Origin of the sequence: Pseudomonas sp. PS02303 (assembly GCF_029959925.1) — a bacterium.
GTDB lineage: Bacteria > Pseudomonadota > Gammaproteobacteria > Pseudomonadales > Pseudomonadaceae > Aquipseudomonas > Aquipseudomonas mandelii.
Map to the genome: position 1 here is coordinate 39,572 of NZ_JASCOM010000022.1, position 18,256 is coordinate 57,827.

Consider the following 18,256-nt stretch of genomic DNA (forward strand, 5'->3'; position numbering starts at 1 on the left):
AAAACCCGGCGCTGGCCGGGTTTCTTATAGCTGATCGCAACGGTCAACAATTCCTTGAGCGGCATCCTGCTTGTCTGGTCGCCAGCTATTCTAAAATAACCCTGTACCCTATCTAAGGTTCCCCCTAGGTTTACATTAGGGTTTCGCCCGCTAGCTTTCCAGAACCCAGCGGTTTAAGTCTGCAAGGCGTTCGGTGAGGGTCTTTATGTTCTCAGAGCAACTAGCCTGCTGTTCTGCTTGGTGAGCAGGATTCTCGAACCCCAAGACGTTATAGGTGTCTTCGGTTTTGGCTTTCAAATTCCGCATCAGTGCCGGAATCTTATCGCGCTTCACATTGGGAATGTGTTGTAGAGCATCCTTAAGAGCGACGGTGAAATCTTGGTAGAGGTCGGGACGGTTACACCCCTTCGCATTGGCTAGGTCGAAGTCTGCATTCTCGTAAAGAACGAGGATGTAACCTGACGTGAGCTTCATCTCAGCTTGAGCCATGAAAGGCATTGCGAGCAAAGTGGTTAGCAATGCTGCGGATTTCAGTCGCATTGACACTCCCTGTGTATCATCAAGGGCGGACGGTGATCATGACAGAGCAACTTATAAGCCAGCAACAGCTCACGCTGTGAACAGAGGGAGGGAGTGAGATGCGTGCAGAAGGATGGCGACGGGTCTGTGAGCTGACGAAATGTCTTGCAGCTATCGCTGCGGGTATTTGGTGTGTGATGTCTTTCACGGCGGCGATACCCAGATGATCGCACCCGAACTAATCACGAAATCATTGATTTCTCCGAGCACTGAGAAATTCAGCCATCCCCTTCCTCGCTTTCTTAGCTTGACCTGGGTATCGACCGGTCAATAGCCGGCACAACAGAGCGAAAAGTACACCGGCAATCCAAAAGAAAACTCCGATTGCGACGATCCACCAAGCATGGACGGCATTCGTTAGCGACTCTGTAACTGTCATCCATACGACACCAACAAGTGTGCCAATTTGAAGCAATGACCCAAGCCAGTCCCAAACAGTCCGCACCGCTCCACATAAGTCAGAAAAACGATTGCTAAAACGATCGTTACTGAACCTCTCGGATGTCAACTCAACAATCCTAGGGGAGAGCTTTTCATCGGAGAGATCCTCCACAGCCACCCCGAGTCTGATCGAAAGGTCCTGCATAACTGCTCTGTTGTTCCTTTCTATTTCCCATGAAGAAATCAAAAACACGATCACCCCAAGCGCAATAGTCCCGAATATGGCACCAGCTATATGCAATATCGCGATTAGCATTCATCACTCCCTGTACCCATCGCAGGATTGAAGCAACGATACGGAAGGAAATCATAGCAAGCCACCAACACAAAGCTACGAGAGCGTCGTGTATCAGCGAATGAGACATGGGCAGCAGCGGCCTGATGCGGCCCTAAGACGGCATTTTCTGCCCTAAAAATGCCCTAAACCAAACGTCAGAAACGAAAAAGCCCCTGTAATCTTCAACGATTACAGGGGCTTAGTCTTATTCAATAATGGCGGAGAGATAGGGATTCGAACCCTAGGTACCGGTGAAGGTACAACGGATTTCGAATCCGTCCCATTCGGCCACTCTGGCATCTCTCCAACGGCGCGCATCATAACAACACTTTCGCCGGAAGCGAACCCCCTAAGCGAAATTTTTCCGTGCTATCAGATGCTTGCGTCGATTAAAGCGGTACGCCCAGACGATTGGCGACTTCTTCGTAGGCTTCGATGACATCACCGAGGCCCTGGCGGAAGCGGTCTTTGTCCATTTTCTTGCCGGTGGCCTTGTCCCACAGGCGGCAGCCGTCCGGGCTGAATTCGTCGCCCAGGACGATAGAGCCGTCGGAGAACACGCCGAATTCGAGTTTGAAGTCGACCAGCAGCAGGCCGGCGTCGTCGAACAGTTTGCTCAGGACTTCGTTGACCTTGAGCGACAGTTCTTTCATGCGAACCAGTTGCTCGGCGGTGCCCCAACCGAAGGCCACGACATGGGATTCGTTGATGAACGGGTCGCCCTTGGCGTCGTCCTTCAGGAACAGTTCGAAGGTGTAAGGGTTGAGCTTCATGCCTTCTTCGACGCCCAGGCGCTTGACCAGGCTGCCGGCGGCGTAGTTACGCACGACGCACTCGACCGGGATCATGTCGAGCTTCTTCACCAGGCATTCGTTGTCGCCCAGCAGTTTGTCGAACTGGGTCGGCACGCCGGCGGCTTCGAGTTTCTGCATGATGAAGGCGTTGAACTTGTTGTTCACCATGCCTTTGCGGTCGAGCTGCTCGATGCGCTTGCCGTCGAACGCCGAGGTGTCGTTGCGAAACAGCAGGATCAAGCGGTCAGCGTCGTCGGTCTTGAAAACCGATTTGGCTTTGCCGCGGTAGAGTTCTTCACGTTTTTCCATGATGGGCTCCGCTTGCTAAGTAGGTGGGCTAGGCGATGTGTCGCCAGTCGAGCCCTGAATCTTGATCGGCCAGTTGCAGCCAGTCCGGGTCGCACCCGAGGGTGTCGACAAAACATTGCCGGGCCAGCTGCGGCAGGTTGTTCTTGCTGCTCAGATGGGCCAGGACCAGGTGTTGCAGGCCTTGCCAGCCCAACTCAGACACCAGGAATGCCGCCTGGTGGTTGTTCAGATGTCCCAGTTCACCGCCCACCCGCTGCTTCAGGAAGTACGGGTAGTGACCGCGAGCGAGCATGTCACGGCAATGGTTGGACTCGATCATCAGCGCATCGAGGTCCCGATAGCCGTCCAGCACCTTGTTGCAATACGAGCCCAGGTCGGTCAGCAGGCCAAAGCGCCGCTCACCGTCGCTGAAAACGTACTGCGTCGGTTCCTGTGCATCGTGGGCCACGGCAATGACGCCGATGCTCAGTGCGCCGATCTGCAGTTGCTCGCCGCCAGCCAGAAGGCCAGCCGGTTCAATCGGTTTGCGCATCCCGCGCAGGGTCCCGCGACTGAGGTAGACAGGCAGATTGTAGCGCCGAGACAGCAAACCCACGCCATGCACGTGGTCGGCATGTTCGTGGGTCACGAGTATCGCGCTCAACTGCGCAGGGTTCACACCCAGGCGCAGCAGGCGTTTTTCGGTTTCCCGCAGGGAGAAACCACAATCCACCAGCACATACGTATCAGCGCTGGCTATCAGCGTGCCGTTCCCTTGGCTACCGCTGCCGAGAACGGCAAAACGCATGTGATCAGCCCAGGTTGTCCTGAATCACGCTCAACACTTTGCGCGCCACTTCTGCCGGCGCCACGGTGTTGATGTTTTTCTCGACGGTGACCTGGACGTTCTCGCCTACCTTGCTCAGGCGAACCTGATAACGCTCGGCACGGGCTTCAACTTCTTCCTTGCTCGGCGCGCTGCCGAACAGGCTGCTGAAGAAGCCAGGCTTCTCGTCTTTCTTCTCGGCTTTTTCGGAGAGATTGATGTAGTACAGGCCCAGGCTGCGGTTGATGTCTTCAACGCGCCATTCGCCCTGTTCCAACGCACGACCAACGCTCGACCAGGCACGATCAAGGTCATTGCCGACGTTCAGAACCGGGTTGCCGCTGCCGTCTTCGCTCAGGCTGACACGACTCGGCGTATCGAAATCACGCGAAGCCAGCATGGAAACCGAACCGCCCTTTTCCGAGATGCGGCTCATGCTCGCGAGCATGTCGTCGACCAGTGCCGCGTCCAGGCCAGTGTTGACCGAACGGTTGGTGAAGGCCACGTCGGCGGTGCTGCCGGCAGGACGCTCGGCGCTGACCACGTAGATTTCGCTGGTGTTGCGCTGAACGCCCGGCTCGATACGCACTCGAACGCGGGTTTCGCTGTCGGTGCTGACGCCAGCGGAACTCAGGCGCTTGGCCATCGCTGCCGACAGTTCGTCGGAACGCTGCCAGGTGGTGGTGAATTCACCGGTTTGCGGCTTCTGTTCGTCCAGACGGAAACCGTTGTCCTGGAAGAACTGTATCGCCACTGGCCAGGCTTCGGCGGGTGGATTCTGGGCCAGGATCGAGCGCGAATCACCGCTCTTCTGCAGCGAGTAGGCGCTGGCGTCAGCCGATGCCGTCAGTGGCTGCGGACGCGGCACGATGTATTCGCCTTTGGCGGTGTCATCAGCCACGTTGCGCGGGATCGGCAGCAGCGGATCCAGACGCTTGGCGGTGCTGACATCCGTTGGCAGTTGCATAGGTGCAGTCTGTTGCGCTTCCAGGTAATCGCTACCACGGTCACGGAAATAACCTTCCGGGCCCCAGACCCATCCACAGCCACTGGTGCTGGAGATAATCAAGGCAAGTGCGGAAAGTCCGGCCAATCGCTTCATGCGTAGTGCTTCCTCAATTAAACCAGTACGCCGGACTGGCGCATGGCCTGCCGCAGCGGTTCGTGACAGGCAGCACTGAGCCAGGTGAGCGGCAGACGAATACCGTCCGGCATCAGGCCCATTTCATGCAGCGCCCATTTCACGGGGATAGGGTTGGATTCGATAAACAGGGTTTTATTGAGCGGCATCAGCTTTTCGTGAATCGCGCGGGCCGTGACGGCGTCGCCTTTCAGGGCAGCGTTGCACAGGTCGCTCATGTCGCGCGGGGCGACGTTGGCGGTGACCGAGATGTTGCCTTTGCCGCCGAGCAGGATCAGCTCGACTGCGGTGGCGTCGTCACCGGACAGCACCAGGAAGTCTTTGCTGACGCCGTCGATGATGGCTTTGGCGCGGGCCAGGTCGCCGGTGGCTTCCTTGATGCCGATAATGTTTTTCACGGTCGACAGGCGGATCACGGTTTCGGTCAGCATGTCGCAGGCGGTACGGCCCGGCACGTTGTACAGGATCTGCGGGATGTCGACGGCTTCGGCGATGGCCTTGAAGTGCTGGTACAAGCCTTCCTGGGTCGGCTTGTTGTAGTACGGCGTCACCAGCAGGCAAGCATCGGCGCCGGCGGTCTTCGCATTGGTGGTCAGCTCGATGGCTTCGCGCGTCGAATTGGCGCCAGTACCGGCGATCACCGGAATGCGCCCTGCCACCTGCTTCACCACGTAACGAATCACTTCGATGTGCTCGTTCACGTCAAGGGTGGCCGATTCACCTGTAGTGCCGACGGCCACGATCGCGTGGGTGCCGTTCTGCAGGTGAAAGTCCACCAGTTTGCTCAGGCTGTCCCAGTCGAGACGACCTTGTGCATCCATGGGTGTGACCAGTGCCACCATACTGCCCGCAATCATGCAACCGCTCCTGCCGGAAAAAGAGAGCGGTAATGGTACTGGCGCCAAGATGCTTGTACAAGCAAAGTACTGCGCTGCTGCCATTCCCCTTGGCGCTGCTTTTCGCTACCCTTCAGGCTTTGATCGGTACTGATAAGCTCGCACGTCGGGTTTGAGCCTCCATTTTCGGCATCACAAGCCCCGATCCAGCGTTGCCACCCCTCGCTCCTGCCTTGATGGAGCACGTTGCAACCTTCGGCCCGGGTTTTTTGAATTCGCATCCGCAGGCTCGCCCCCGGTAGTAAAAGCCCGTAAAAGTATCGACCGCTCATCGCTTTAGGAATGCTGCATGTCCACCCCCACAGTTCGCGAACAATTCCTTGTCATCAGTGCCCTCGGCGCCAACCCCATGGAGCTGACTAACGTCCTGTGCCGCGCCAGCCATGAAAACCGCTGCGCCGTGGTCACTTCTCGCCTGACCCGTCATGGTGAGTGCAGCGCGTTGATCCTCGAAATCTCCGGCAGCTGGGACGCCCTGGCGCGCCTTGAAGGCAGCCTGCCGGGCCTCGCCAAGAAGCATGCATTCACCGTTAACGTGGTGCGCAGCGCGGCGCTGGAGAATCGTCCTCAGGCTTTGCCTTACGTCGCTTATGTCAGCTCGGCCTATCGCTCGGACATCATCAACGAGCTGTGCCAGTTCTTCATGGACCACAACGTCGAGCTGGAAAACCTGACCTGCGACACGTATCAGGCGCCGCAAACCGGCGGCACCATGCTCAACGCCACGTTTACCGTGACCTTGCCGGCCGGCGTGCAGATCAGCTGGTTGCGCGATCAGTTCCTGGATTTCGCCGACGCGCTGAACCTGGACGCACTGATCGAACCGTGGCGCCCACAAAACCCAATGTAAGGAAGCTTTCATGGCCGTTGCCATCGACCAACCGGTTGCCGACTTCGAAGCACCCGCCACCAATGGACAGACCGTCAGCCTCGCGGGCCTTAAAGGCAAGCAAGTGGTGATCTACTTCTATCCGAAGGACAGCACGCCGGGCTGCACCACTCAGGGCCAGGGCTTTCGCGATCAGCTTGACGCCTTTAAAGCGGCAAACACCGAAGTCTTCGGTGTTTCGCGTGACAGTCTGAAATCCCACGAGAACTTCAAGGCCAAGCAAGCGTTCACCTTCGAGCTGATCAGCGACAAGGAAGAAGCGCTCTGCCAGCTGTTTGATGTGATCAAGCTGAAGAAGCTGTATGGCAAGGAATACATGGGCGTCGATCGCAGCACATTCCTGATTGATAAGGACGGAGTGCTGCGTCAGGAATGGCGCGGTGTGAAGGTGCCGGGGCATGTGGATGCGGTGTTGGCGGCTGCACAGGCGTTGAACAAGGCCTGAGTTTTATCGTCGTCTGTTCGGACGCTATCGCGAGCAGGCTCGCTCCCACGGTTGACCGAGTTGGCCAGCCTGACGCGATCCGATGTGGGACCGGGCCTGCTCGGGAGCCGCCACCTGCCCCACTGCCTCATCCCGGCTGACTGCTAAAGCAACGGCGCCACCACCGGCTCCTTGCGCGGCCAGGCATCCAGCACAGCCTTGAACAGCGTCGCCAGCGGAATCGCAAAGAACACCCCCCAGAATCCCCACAACCCGCCAAACAACAGCACCGCACAGATAATCGCCACCGGATGCAAATTCACCGCCTCCGAAAACAGCAGCGGCACCAGCACATTCCCGTCCAGCGTCTGGATAATCCCGTAGACCGCCATCAGGTAAATGAACTGATCGCTCCAGCCCCATTGGAACAGCGCGATCAGCATGACCGGCACCGTCACTACCACTGCGCCAACGTAAGGCACCACCACCGACACCCCCACCAGCAATGCCAGCAACGCCGCGTAGTTGAGCCCCAGTACGACGAACCCGATGTAGGTCACACCGCCGCAGATGAAAATCTCGATGACTTTGCCGCGGATGTAATTGGCGATCTGTCGGTTCATTTCATGGGCTACACGGGTGATCAATGCCCGTTCACGCGGCAGGTAGCCGCGCACCCACTGACCGATCATCTCGCGGTCCTTGAGAAAGAAGAACACCAGGATCGGCACCAGCACCAGGTAGATCATGATGTTCACCAGCAGAGGCAGACTCGACAGCGAGAACGTCAGTGCCCACTGACCGAACTTGCCGATCTCGCCCCGCGCCACCTCGATGGCCTGCAACACCTGCTCGTCCGACACAAGGTGTGGATAGCGCTCTGGCAGCAGTAACAGCAGCGATTGCCACTTGGCCAGCATCCCGGGCAGTTCGTTGAACAGCGTGATCAACTGATGCCAGAGCAACGGCACCACGACAATAATGAACACCAGCAAAACGCCCATGAACAAGGCGAAGACCAACCCCACCGCGACCCCACCGGGCATGCGCAGGCGTTCGAGGGTAACGACCAGGCCCTGCATCAGATACGCCAGCACCATCCCGGCCAGCACTGGCGCGAGCATGCCGCCCAACGTCAGTACGGCGGTAAAGGCCAGAAACAGCAGCACCGCCAGCACCACGGCTTCTTCATCGGAAAAGTAGCGCTGAATCCAGTCGCGTAACACCTTGAACATCAATAATCCTTAGAAATGAACGCAGCAGGTTTCAGGCTTTTTTCAACCAGTAGCGGTAAACACCCGCCTCATCTTCTTCGCGAAGCAGCGTATGACCGGCCAATCGGGCAAAGGTGCGAAAGTCGCGCTGGGAACCCGCATCGGTGGCGATGACCTTGAGCACCGCGCCACTGGCCAGTCGATTCAGCTCCAGCTTGGCCTTGAGCAATGGCAGCGGGCAATTCAGGCCACTGGCATCCAGTTCGGCGTCATGGGTTACAGCATCGGTCATTGCATCGCTCCGGGTCAGGTGGTGGAGTTGCCTAGAATATCTGGTCCCGGGCCAAGTGTCCGGCTACAGTAAGGTCTTTGTCGACTAAGGCTTTGTGCATGACTTTTTTGCGCCCTACCCTGCTGACGCTCGCTTGCCTGCTCGCCTCACCGGGCTTCGCCGACGACTTGCCGTCACTCGGCGACGCCAGTTCTGCCATTGTCTCGCCGCAACAGGAATATCAACTGGGCCGTGCGTGGCTCGCGCTGTTGCGCAGCCAGGTCTCGCAGCTCAACGATCCGCAGCTCAAGGATTACGTCGAATCCAGCGTTTACCGCCTGGTGGAAACCAGCCAGGTCAATGACCGGCGCCTGGAATTCATCCTGATCAACAGCCCGCAGCTGAACGCCTTTGCGGCGCCGGGCGGGATTGTCGGGGTCAACGGCGGTCTGTTCCTCAATGCGCAGACCGAGGGCGAATACGCTTCGGTACTGGCGCACGAATTGGCTCACTTGTCGCAACGCCACTTTGCCCGAGGCGTGGAAGCCCAGCAGCGTATGCAAGTGCCGATGATGGCGGCTCTGTTGGCCGGGATCGTCATTGCTGCTGCCGGTGCCGGTGATGCCGGGATCGCGGCGATTGCGGGCACTCAGGCGGCGGCGATTCAGGAACAACGACGTTTCTCGCGCCAGAACGAACAGGAAGCCGACCGTATCGGCATCCTCAATCTGGAAAAGGCCGGTTATGACCCGCGGTCGATGCCGACCATGTTCGAGCGGTTGATGCGTCAATACCGCTTTGACGCCAAGCCACCAGAATTCCTGTTGACTCACCCGGTGACCGAATCGCGGATCGCCGACACCCGCAACCGCGCCGAACAGGCCAAAGCGGGCGGCGTCGAAGACACCATGCGCTATCAGCTGATTCGTGCACGCGTTCAGCTGGTCTATGAAGAAACCCCAGGCTTGGGCGCCAAGCGCTTTCGCGCGCAGCTCGACGAGAACCCGAAAAATGACGTTGCTCGTTATGGCCTGGCAATCGCCCAGATCAAGGGCGGCCAGTTGAATGAAGCCCGCGAGAACCTCAAGCTGCTGCTGGCCAAATCACCGAACGAGATCATCTACAACCTGGCGCAGGTCGACCTGGATATCACCAACAATCGCCTGCCCGATGCTCAAACACGGGTTGACCGGATGCTCACCCAGTACCCTGGCAACTATCCATTGAACCAGGTGCGTGTCGATCTGTTGCTGAAACAAAACCGCGCCGCCGATGCTGAAAAGGCGCTCGAAGGCCTGCTGAAATCGCGCCCGGACGATCCGGACGTGTGGTATCAGGTGGCCGAGACTCGCGGCCTGTCAGGCAACATCATCGGTCTGCATCAGGCTCGCGCGGAGTACTTCGCCCTGGTTGGCGACTATCGCCAGGCCATTCAGCAACTGGACTTCGCCAAGCGCAAGGCCGGCACCAACTTCCCGTTGTCGTCGCGTATCGACGCCCGGCAACGTGAGTTGATGGAGCAGGAACGTATGGTCAAGGACATGATGGGCTGACCTGCTTGCGGAACATAAAACGCAGACACAAAAAAACCGCCTCTTTCGAGGCGGTTTTTCATTCAGCCGACAACCGGTTTATTCAGCCAGTTTGAAGGTGATGAAGCTGGCACGACCTTGACGCAGAACTCGCATGGACACCGATCGATTCTTCGGCAGTGCCTTGGCGATTTCAGCGAACTCCTTGCTATCGTTGATTGCCTGGTTGTTCAGGTGAGTGATCACATCATTTGGCTGCAAGCCGATGAGCGATGCAGGACCGTCCTGAACTTCCTTGATCACCACACCACCTTTGAGGTCGTAGGCTTTCTTCTGCTCAGCAGTCAGATCGGCGACGGCGACGCCCAGACGATTGCTGTTGGTTTCAACACCGGACTTGAGTTTCGAGTCCAGCTCTTTACCTTCGTCAGGGATCGCGCCGACCGTCAGTTCGACATTCTTGCGCTTGCCGTCGCGGATCACTTCAAGGTTGGCCTTCGCGCCTTCCTTGAGTGCGCCCACCAGGTGCGGCAGATCGGCAGACATGACGATTGGCTGACCGTTCATGCTCAGGATCACGTCGCCGACTTGCAGATCACCCTTGGCAGCCGGGCCATCTTCCTGGATCTGAGCCACCAGCGCACCGGCCGGCTTCTCAAGACCGAACGACTCGGCCAGATCCTTGCTCACTTCCTGGATCACCACACCCAACCAGCCACGGCTGACTTTACCGCCACTTTTCAGCTGGTTAGATACGTCCAGGGCCACGTCGATAGGGATCGCGAACGATACGCCCATGAAGCCACCGGAGCGGGTGTAGATCTGCGAGTTGATCCCGACCACTTCACCGGCCAGGTTGAACAGCGGACCACCTGAGTTACCCGGGTTGATGGGCACGTCGGTCTGGATGAACGGCACATAATTTTCGTTCGGCAGGCTACGACCGACAGCGCTGACGATGCCTTGGGTCACGGTATGGTCGAAGCCGAACGGCGAGCCGATCGCTACGACCCATTGGCCGGCCTTCAGGTCCTGGGATTTACCCAGTTTCAGGACTGGCAGGTCCTTGCCTTCGATTTTCAGCAGCGCCACATCGGAACGTGGGTCGGTGCCTATCAGCTTGGCTTTCAACTCACTGCGGTCGGAGAGACGAACGAGAATTTCGTCGGCATCGGCGATCACGTGGTTGTTGGTCAGGATGTAGCCGTCCGGCGAGATGATAAAGCCCGAGCCCAGGGACTGCGCTTCACGCTGGCGATCACCGCGAGGCGAGCGCGGTTGCGGCATGCCCCGTTCGAAAAACTCGCGCAGCGCGGGTGGCAGGCCTTCAAGGTCGGGCATCTGGTCAGACACTCTGCGGTCCGGCAGCTTTTGCGTGGTACTGATGTTCACCACCGCGGGCGAGGCCTGCTCGACCAACTGGGTAAAGTCAGGCAATTCAACTGCTTGAGCAGTGACCGCCTGACCGAGCACCAGCACGGTGGCGAAAATGGACAGATAAGACTTCAAGCGTGGTATCGACATACGGCTCCCGTTACGACGAGCATGGTTAAGCGATATGGAGCAAGGAACACCGGGAAAGATACGCCGGTATTTTTGTTCCGGGAACAACAAAACAAGGCCAGAGCCGTGAGGCTCTGACCTATAGAAAAATTCAGGTTTTTTTGCAAATTGAAATGCTCACCAAACATTTCGATATCAGCTCACTACTTGGTTGCAGTGGCATCGGAGCGCATGGACAGCGCAATCCGTTCAGCAGTACCTATCGGAATCTCACCGACCACGGTCACCATCATCTCGCCTTGAGGGGTCGTCAAGCGCCGAGAAACAGCAACGGTTGGGCCTAACTGGGTGCGGGTGTCGGTAACGGTGGCACCATTCAACGGCTCAAGGAATACCGAAAACCGCGCCAGACCATCGTCGTACATCAGACTGGTGACCTGGGTTTTGGTCTCCGTATCTTTATGGGTGCTGCTGCTGGTCAGCTCGAAACCGGGCGGGAGCCAGTCCGAATGCCAGACTTGGGCGGCCTTGACGGCGGAAGCCTTGTCGCTGTCGAGTTTGACCACCTTGCAATCGTCGCCTGCCTGCAAGTCGCGGTCAGACGGCACGTTGTCGGTATTCAGCTGGGTGAACTGGAAACGCTCAAGCAACTGCCCTTTGTCATTCAGTAGCAATGACTTCAACGGCAAGCCGGTTTCCTTATCAAGGTGCAGCTCAAAACCGTAGCGATGCTGATCACGTGGCTTCAATGAAATAATCACTGCCGCACGCCCAGCCACACGCGACTTGCCAATGACGGCAAGCTCATACCAATTCTTCAACTTTTGTGGATCAAGTGCACGGGCAGCGGAGTTGGGAGAGTCCCCAAGCCCTGCTATCAGGACGCCGCTGACGCATTGAGTATGCCCATCAATGCGAACGACTTCCTGTGCTGAGCCGTCGAGCTGCAGTAAACGCTCGCGGACCTTGCCATCCTGGACACGGTGCCAGATGTTATGGGTAGAAAAGCTACCGTTACGCTCGTAAACGAAAGTGCCGTAAAAGCTTTGCTGTTGCTCGGCCTGACCAAGACGGGTCAACCAGTCCTGGGCTTCATCGGCGTGGGCTGGAACAATGAACCAGCCACCGAGCAGAAGCGAAAGTAGAGGTATGGCGCGCATGATCCTCCTTAACGGTTTTCCAGGCTTGCTGCACGAGCGTAAGGCAGAGCGCTCTCAGTACCTTTCAGTGCAGCCTGTTGAGCATGTTGGCGCAAGTAGCCTGGCAGACGCTGATCGTGCCAGCCTGGTTGACCTTGCAATACGCCGTTGGCCATAGGGCCAGTGGCTTCCGAACTCTCATTGTAGCCTGCCAATACAGCTGGACCTTTGACCTGAGGAACGGCCAGACCCGGTTGACTGGATTGCTGGGCAAGTTCGACACCCGCGATCTCGTCCTGGTTGTACAAACGCACACCTGCCAGTACGGCAACGGTCACCGAAGCAGCGACAGCCAGTCGACCCAGGCTGCGCCATGGACCACGGGAGGCTTTTGCCGGTACGGCTTCGTCGGCCAAAGCAGCAGAAACTGCCGCGGCGATGTCCAGACGAGGAAGCAGCAGATCCTTGTGCATAACTGCCCGAGCGATTTGATAACGAGCCCAGGTTTCACGGGTTTCTACATCGTCAAAGGCATTTAATACCCGACGCAATTCCAGTTCGTCCGCTTCGTTATCCATCACTGCGGACAGCGATTCCTGCAGGGCTTCACGACTCATGGCGTTCCTCTCTTGGCTATCGCCGCTGTCTCAGTTTTCCTGCAACAACGGCTGCAGGGCTTTATCGATGGCCTCCCGAGCGCGGAATATCCGGGAGCGCACGGTACCCACCGGACATTGCATGACTGCCGCAATGTCCTCGTAACTCAGACCATCGAATTCACGTAAAGTTAAAGCTGTACGCAAATCTTCTGGCAGTTGCTGAATGGTTCGATGGACGGTGCCTTCGATCTCATCCCGCAGCAATGCACGCTCTGGCGACTCGAGATCCTTGAGGCCATGATCGCCATCGTAGAACTCTGCATCTTCGGAACTGACATCGCTATCCGGCGGCCGGCGGCCGCGTGAAACCAGATAATTCTTCGCCGTGTTGATGGCGATGCGGTAAAGCCACGTATAAAACGCGCTATCTCCGCGAAAGTTTCCAAGTGCGCGGTAGGCCTTGATAAAGGCTTCCTGTGCCACATCCTGGGCTTCATGGGTGTCGTGCACGAAACGCACGATCAACCCGAGAATTTTGTGCTGGTATTTCAGCACTAGCAGATCGAAAGCCCGCTTGTCGCCGCGTTGAACGCGCTCGACGAGCTGCTGATCCTCTTCCTGGGTTAGCATGAACACTCCTCGATAAGCTCGGAGGAGGCTTGCATAACTAAACGACCAGACTTGCAAACATAGACTCGGGCTTTTCGCAAAAGTTCTCCCCCTCCAAGCAAGTTTCCTGCGGGCTCTGTTTTGGCACGCACGAAAAGCGCAGCTCGGCATGACCCGGCTGCGCGAATAATCTTGTCATCGGATTCACTGGCCAGGACCAAAACGCAAGTCCCCCTCCTGAAACCGACACTGTCCTTCTTTTCAGGCACCGTCTATTGATCTTGGGCCTTTGGCAAAAGTTCCAAATATTTATAGCCGGGCGAAAGCGACATTGTGCAACCCTGGACAGAAAAAGACTGTTAAATCGTTGATACAGTCACCTTGTCGCCGAACCGGCCAAAAAATCATCCGACGAAGCGTCAGGTATTTTCCGTCACAGTAGTTTCACAATGCCATATGCGCTCGGGTATTGTGCCGCTCCCCCCCTCTATATACTAGTGGGCTGTGTGGCTGCCTTGACTCGCCGTTCCACGAGTCTTGCGCCAACCCCGACCCGGGTCGCTTTGAGCGGAATCCTGAAATGAGCCAACAGTTTCAACACGATGTTCTGGTCATTGGCAGCGGCGCTGCCGGTTTGAGCCTTGCGCTGACCTTGCCCGGTCATTTGCGCATCGCCGTACTGAGTAAAGGCGACCTCGCCAACGGCTCGACTTTCTGGGCCCAGGGCGGCGTTGCTGCCGTTCTGGACGACACCGATACTGTCGAATCCCACGTCGATGACACCCTCAATGCCGGCGGTGGCCTCTGCCACGAAGACGCCGTGCGCTTTACCGTCGAGCACAGTAAAGAAGCCATCCAGTGGCTGATCGATCAAGGCGTACCGTTTACCCGCGATGAACAATCCGGCACTGAAGACGGTGGATTCGAGTTTCACCTGACCCGGGAAGGCGGACACAGCCATCGGCGCATTATTCATGCGGCCGATGCCACAGGCGCGGCGATCTTCAAAACCCTGCTCGCCCAGGCCAGACTCAGACCGAATATCGAACTGATGGAACAGCGGGTCGCCATCGACCTGATCACCGAAAAACGCCTGGGCCTGGAAGGCGATCGCTGCCTGGGCGCTTACGTGCTGAATCGCAGCACCGGCGAAGTCGACACGTACGGTGCACGATTCGTCATCCTGGCATCCGGCGGAGCGGCGAAGGTCTACCTCTATACCAGTAATCCGGACGGTGCCTGTGGCGATGGCATTGCCATGGCATGGCGTTCCGGCTGCCGGGTGGCCAACCTGGAGTTCAACCAGTTCCACCCGACCTGCCTTTATCACCCGCAAGCCAAGAGTTTCCTGATCACTGAAGCCCTGCGCGGCGAAGGCGCACACCTGAAGCTGCCCAACGGCGAACGCTTCATGCAGCGTTTCGACCCGCGTGCCGAACTCGCGCCCCGGGACATCGTCGCCCGCGCCATCGACCATGAGATGAAGCGCCTGGGTGTCGACTGCGTCTATCTGGACATCAGCCACAAGCCCGAAGCGTTCATCAAGACTCACTTCCCGACGGTGTATGAACGCTGCCTCGAGTTTTCCATCGACATCACCAAACAACCGATCCCGGTAGTTCCGGCGGCGCACTACACGTGCGGCGGTGTGATGGTCGATCAGCACGGTCGCACCGACGTGCCGGGGCTGTATGCCATTGGCGAAACCAGTTTCACCGGCCTGCACGGCGCCAACCGCATGGCCAGCAACTCGCTGCTGGAGTGTTTTGTCTATGCCCGTTCGGCCGCGGCGGACATTCTGGAACAGCTGCCGCAGGTGTCGGTTCCGATCGCCCTGCCCGTCTGGGATGCCAGTCAGGTCACCGACTCCGACGAAGACGTGATCATTGCGCACAACTGGGACGAACTGCGGCGATTCATGTGGGACTACGTAGGCATCGTGCGCACCAACAAGCGCTTGCAACGCGCGCAGCACCGCGTGCGGCTGTTGCTGGACGAGATCGACGAGTTCTACAGCAACTACAAGGTCAGTCGCGATTTGATCGAGTTGCGCAACCTGGCCCAGGTGGCGGAGCTGATGATTCGGTCAGCCATGGAGCGCAAGGAAAGTCGCGGCCTGCATTACACCCTCGACTACCCGAACATGCTACCCGTTGCGCTGGACACTATTCTGGTGCCGCCCACCTACGTCGACTGAATGTAAGCCTGACCCGCAGGCGCCGGTGCACATCCGCCGCCTGCGAGTCGTGGGGAACGCAGATTGATCTGACTCGCCGCTCGCCTCGCAGTCGAAAACGCAGCACCACCATCAGCGGTAACGCCAGGCTGTCCGGCCTTAGCTGCACGGGCTGCCAACCTGAGGCCTGATTCCACAACTGCCAGCCGTCGGCATCGCGCCGCAAACCGCGAAATGCCTGTGGATGCGTCAGCAAAATCTGGCGTGGCAGCAGCCAGATTCCGTGAACCACACACAGCGTCATGCCGAGCAGACTGGCCCAGAGCGGTAAGGAGAGCAGAAACAAAGAACCCAGCGCGAACAGCTGGGCCATGAGATACGCCGCCAGCAACTGCCGTGAGGCATGCCAGCGGCATTCGAACGCATTACTTGGGCTGGACACGATCCAGGATCATGCGAACCATGCGCTGAAGCTCCGGATCTTCCGATTCAGCGCGCTCCATGAACCAGCCGAACATGTCCTGGTCTTCGCATTCAAGCAGCCTGCGGTAGCACTCGCGATCTTTCTCGTTGAGGTGCGGGTAGACCTCCTTAACGAACGGCACCAGCAACACGTCAAGCTCAAGCATGCCGCGGCGGCTGTGCCAGTAGAGGCGATTCAGTTCAACATCTTCGACCATGGAGCGCTCCTCAAATAGGCGGCAAGTATACAGCCCCGGCCCCGGTCGAACACTCGGCTTTGGTCGGGCGCCATCGACCTTTGTGAACTACCCATTTCGAGAGCGCCCCCTTATGATGTCCCCCAGACTCTTTACCCTGCGATGACCCATGGCCGATTCTGCTTTTTTCTGCACCCTGTCCCATGAAGGCGTTCTTGCAGTCCGCGGCGCGGACGCCAGCAAATTCCTGCAAGGCCAATTGACCTGCAACCTCAATTACCTGAGCGATACCCAGGCCAGCCTCGGCGCACGCTGCACGCAGAAAGGCCGGATGCAATCGAGTTTCCGCATCGTGCTGGAAGGTGACGGCGTGCTGCTGGCGATGGCCAGCGAGCTGCTTGAGCCGCAGTTGGCGGACCTGAAAAAGTACGCCGTGTTCTCCAAATCCAAACTGACTGATGAAAGCGCCGCCTGGGTCCGCTTCGGACTCGATCATGGCGACGCCGCACTGAGCAGCCTGGGTCTTGAGTTACCAGCAGACACCGACAGCGTCGTGCGTCATGAAAGTCTGATCGCCATTCGTGTCTCGCCGGACCGCGCCGAACTGTGGGTCGCCGTCGATCAGGCCGACCTCATCAAAAGCAAGCTGTCCGCCCTGCTGTCCGAAGGCACTCTGAATCAATGGCTGCTGGGCCAGATCCGCGCAGGGATCGGCCAGGTCATGCCGAGCACCCGCGAGCTGTTCATCCCGCAGATGCTCAACCTGCAAGCCGTCGGTGGCGTGAGTTTCAAAAAGGGTTGCTACACCGGCCAGGAAATCGTCGCGCGCATGCAGTACCTGGGCAAACTCAAGCGTCGTTTGTATCGCTTGACGTTGGATGCCAGCGAATTGCCCGAGCCTGGCACGCCACTGTTTTCCCCGTCCCACGGCAGTTCTATCGGCGAAGTGGTGCTGGCTGCCAGCGCCGGACAAAACATTGAACTCCTGGCCGTGCTGCAAGCCGAAGCAGCAGAAGGTGGTGACATTCATCTGGGCACCCTCGAAGGGCCGGCCCTGCACCTGCTCGACCTGCCTTATCAACTGGATCGCGATCGCGAAATCCAGCGTTAACCGCAGTACTTGTTGTAACACCCTAGAGAAAAGAAATGAGCGAGCTGGCGGATAAGGTCCAACAGGATTTGGTTGAGGCCATCGATAACGATGACCTGGTTCTGCCAACGTTACCGGAAGTGGCCCTGCAGATTCGCAAGGCCGCTGAAGACCCGGAAGTCAGTGTCAGCACCCTGAGTAAAGTGATCGGCCGTGACACGGCGTTGTCGGCGCGTCTGATCAAAGTGGTCAATAGCCCGCTGCTGCGCGCGACCCAGGAAGTGACTGACCTGCACACGGCGATCACGCGGTTGGGCGTCAACTACAGCAGTAATCTGGCGATCGGCTTGGTGATGGAGCAAATTTTCCACGCCCGCTCTGAAGTGGTGGCGCAGAAAATGCGCGATGTCTGGCGTAAAAGCCTGGAAATCGCCGGCGTCAGCTACGCGCTGTGCCGCAGTTACACACAACTCAAACCAGATCAGGCAGCCCTTGGCGGGCTGGTGCATCAGATTGGCGTACTGCCTATCCTGACCTACGCCGAAGACCATTACGAATTGCTCTCTGATGCGGTCAGCCTCAACCATGTCATCGATCGCATTCATCCCTTGATCGGCGACAAACTGCTCAGGGTCTGGGAATTCCCGGAAATGCTGGTGCAGTTGCCGGGGTTGTACCTGGACTTCAAACGCCAGTCCGAGCGGGTCGATTATGTCGATCTGGTTCAGGTGGCCAGCCTGTATTGCCACAAGGACACCGACCACCCGCTGGCCCGTATCGATGCGTTCAGCGTGCCGGCGTTCAAGAAACTGGGGATCGATCCGGAGAATGAGGCGATGTGCCGGGATCTGGAAGAGTCGCGGTCGATGTTTTACTGATCTTTGTGGCGAGGGGGCTTGCCCCCTCGCC

At 58.0% G+C, this 18,256-nt stretch carries 20 protein-coding genes and 1 tRNA gene; 6 read left to right on the forward strand and 15 right to left on the reverse strand.

The window, feature by feature from the left end:
- Nucleotides 1-150: 150 nt before the first annotated feature.
- The 7 genes from QMX98_RS08720 to dapA all read right to left on the reverse strand — a co-directional run bounded on the left by QMX98_RS08720 (nt 151) and on the right by dapA (nt 5,203).
- Nucleotides 151-540: a hypothetical protein gene (locus QMX98_RS08720; protein WP_282410572.1), complete on the reverse strand. Its 390-nt coding sequence runs from the start codon at nt 538-540 to the stop codon at nt 151-153.
- Between the two features lie 229 nt (nt 541-769).
- Entirely contained in the window at nt 770-1,276 is a 507-nt protein-coding gene (locus QMX98_RS08725; protein ID WP_145307387.1) for a hypothetical protein, read from the reverse strand.
- A gap of 237 nt (nt 1,277-1,513) precedes the next feature.
- A tRNA-Ser gene (locus QMX98_RS08730) sits at nt 1,514-1,603 on the reverse strand.
- Nucleotides 1,604-1,686: 83 nt separating this feature from the next.
- Complete coding sequence (gene purC / locus QMX98_RS08735) at nt 1,687-2,400, reverse strand: phosphoribosylaminoimidazolesuccinocarboxamide synthase (protein WP_008034929.1); 714 nt, start codon at nt 2,398-2,400, stop codon at nt 1,687-1,689.
- 28 nt (nt 2,401-2,428) lie between these two features.
- On the reverse strand, nt 2,429-3,187 hold the full coding sequence (locus tag QMX98_RS08740) for an MBL fold metallo-hydrolase (RefSeq protein WP_008153089.1): 759 nt from the start codon (nt 3,185-3,187) through the stop codon (nt 2,429-2,431).
- Between the two features lie 4 nt (nt 3,188-3,191).
- A complete protein-coding gene (gene bamC, locus QMX98_RS08745) occupies nt 3,192-4,307 on the reverse strand; it encodes an outer membrane protein assembly factor BamC (RefSeq protein WP_077749619.1) in 1,116 nt (371 codons plus the stop codon).
- A 17-nt stretch (nt 4,308-4,324) separates the two neighbouring features.
- Complete coding sequence (gene dapA / locus QMX98_RS08750) at nt 4,325-5,203, reverse strand: 4-hydroxy-tetrahydrodipicolinate synthase (RefSeq protein WP_010462253.1); 879 nt, start codon at nt 5,201-5,203, stop codon at nt 4,325-4,327.
- A gap of 328 nt (nt 5,204-5,531) precedes the next feature.
- Here dapA and QMX98_RS08755 point away from each other — a divergent pair, with 328 nt between their 5' ends.
- Complete coding sequence (locus QMX98_RS08755) at nt 5,532-6,092, forward strand: glycine cleavage system protein R (RefSeq protein WP_010462255.1); 561 nt, start codon at nt 5,532-5,534, stop codon at nt 6,090-6,092.
- 10 nt (nt 6,093-6,102) lie between these two features.
- On the forward strand, nt 6,103-6,576 hold the full coding sequence (locus QMX98_RS08760; RefSeq protein ID WP_010462257.1) for a peroxiredoxin: 474 nt from the start codon (nt 6,103-6,105) through the stop codon (nt 6,574-6,576).
- A 143-nt stretch (nt 6,577-6,719) separates the two neighbouring features.
- Here the strand turns inward: QMX98_RS08760 and QMX98_RS08765 are convergent, their stop codons facing one another.
- Together QMX98_RS08765 and QMX98_RS08770 are read right to left on the reverse strand one after the other, a co-directional pair.
- Nucleotides 6,720-7,790: an AI-2E family transporter gene (locus QMX98_RS08765; protein WP_010462259.1), complete on the reverse strand. Its 1,071-nt coding sequence runs from the start codon at nt 7,788-7,790 to the stop codon at nt 6,720-6,722.
- Nucleotides 7,791-7,821: 31 nt separating this feature from the next.
- Nucleotides 7,822-8,061, reverse strand: coding sequence for a sulfurtransferase TusA family protein (locus QMX98_RS08770; RefSeq protein ID WP_007898654.1), 240 nt, complete (start codon nt 8,059-8,061; stop codon nt 7,822-7,824).
- A 98-nt stretch (nt 8,062-8,159) separates the two neighbouring features.
- Here QMX98_RS08770 and QMX98_RS08775 point away from each other — a divergent pair, with 98 nt between their 5' ends.
- Nucleotides 8,160-9,593, forward strand: coding sequence for a M48 family metalloprotease (locus QMX98_RS08775; RefSeq protein WP_010462262.1), 1,434 nt, complete (start codon nt 8,160-8,162; stop codon nt 9,591-9,593).
- A gap of 78 nt (nt 9,594-9,671) precedes the next feature.
- On the opposite strand, the gene QMX98_RS08780 is transcribed toward QMX98_RS08775, so the two are convergent.
- From QMX98_RS08780 to rpoE, 4 genes are all read right to left on the reverse strand, one after another.
- Nucleotides 9,672-11,096 (reverse strand): DegQ family serine endoprotease, encoded by a 1,425-nt coding sequence (locus QMX98_RS08780; RefSeq protein WP_077749617.1) that lies wholly within the window; start codon nt 11,094-11,096, stop codon nt 9,672-9,674.
- Between the two features lie 182 nt (nt 11,097-11,278).
- Nucleotides 11,279-12,235 carry a MucB/RseB C-terminal domain-containing protein gene (locus QMX98_RS08785; protein WP_077749616.1) on the reverse strand — a complete coding sequence of 319 codons (957 nt, stop codon included), beginning with the start codon at nt 12,233-12,235 and terminating at the stop codon, nt 11,279-11,281.
- 8 nt (nt 12,236-12,243) lie between these two features.
- Complete coding sequence (locus QMX98_RS08790) at nt 12,244-12,831, reverse strand: RseA family anti-sigma factor (RefSeq protein WP_077749615.1); 588 nt, start codon at nt 12,829-12,831, stop codon at nt 12,244-12,246.
- Between the two features lie 30 nt (nt 12,832-12,861).
- Complete coding sequence (gene rpoE / locus QMX98_RS08795) at nt 12,862-13,443, reverse strand: RNA polymerase sigma factor RpoE (RefSeq protein ID WP_007944079.1); 582 nt, start codon at nt 13,441-13,443, stop codon at nt 12,862-12,864.
- 559 nt (nt 13,444-14,002) lie between these two features.
- Here rpoE and nadB point away from each other — a divergent pair.
- Nucleotides 14,003-15,619 (forward strand): L-aspartate oxidase, encoded by a 1,617-nt coding sequence (gene nadB, locus QMX98_RS08800; protein ID WP_010462271.1) that lies wholly within the window; start codon nt 14,003-14,005, stop codon nt 15,617-15,619.
- On the opposite strand, the gene QMX98_RS08805 is transcribed toward nadB, so the two are convergent.
- Entirely contained in the window at nt 15,588-16,040 is a 453-nt protein-coding gene (locus QMX98_RS08805) for a protein YgfX (protein ID WP_282410573.1), read from the reverse strand. The genes nadB and QMX98_RS08805 overlap by 32 nt on opposite strands.
- Entirely contained in the window at nt 16,024-16,278 is a 255-nt protein-coding gene (locus QMX98_RS08810; RefSeq protein ID WP_282410574.1) for a succinate dehydrogenase assembly factor 2, read from the reverse strand. The genes QMX98_RS08805 and QMX98_RS08810 overlap by 17 nt, the downstream gene beginning before the upstream one ends.
- 148 nt (nt 16,279-16,426) lie before the next feature.
- Between QMX98_RS08810 and QMX98_RS08815 the strand changes: the two genes are divergently transcribed.
- Together QMX98_RS08815 and QMX98_RS08820 are read left to right on the forward strand one after the other, a co-directional pair.
- On the forward strand, nt 16,427-17,368 hold the full coding sequence (locus QMX98_RS08815; RefSeq protein ID WP_282410575.1) for a folate-binding protein YgfZ: 942 nt from the start codon (nt 16,427-16,429) through the stop codon (nt 17,366-17,368).
- A gap of 35 nt (nt 17,369-17,403) precedes the next feature.
- Nucleotides 17,404-18,225, forward strand: coding sequence for an HDOD domain-containing protein (locus QMX98_RS08820; RefSeq protein ID WP_010462279.1), 822 nt, complete (start codon nt 17,404-17,406; stop codon nt 18,223-18,225).
- Nucleotides 18,226-18,256 lie beyond the last annotated feature (31 nt).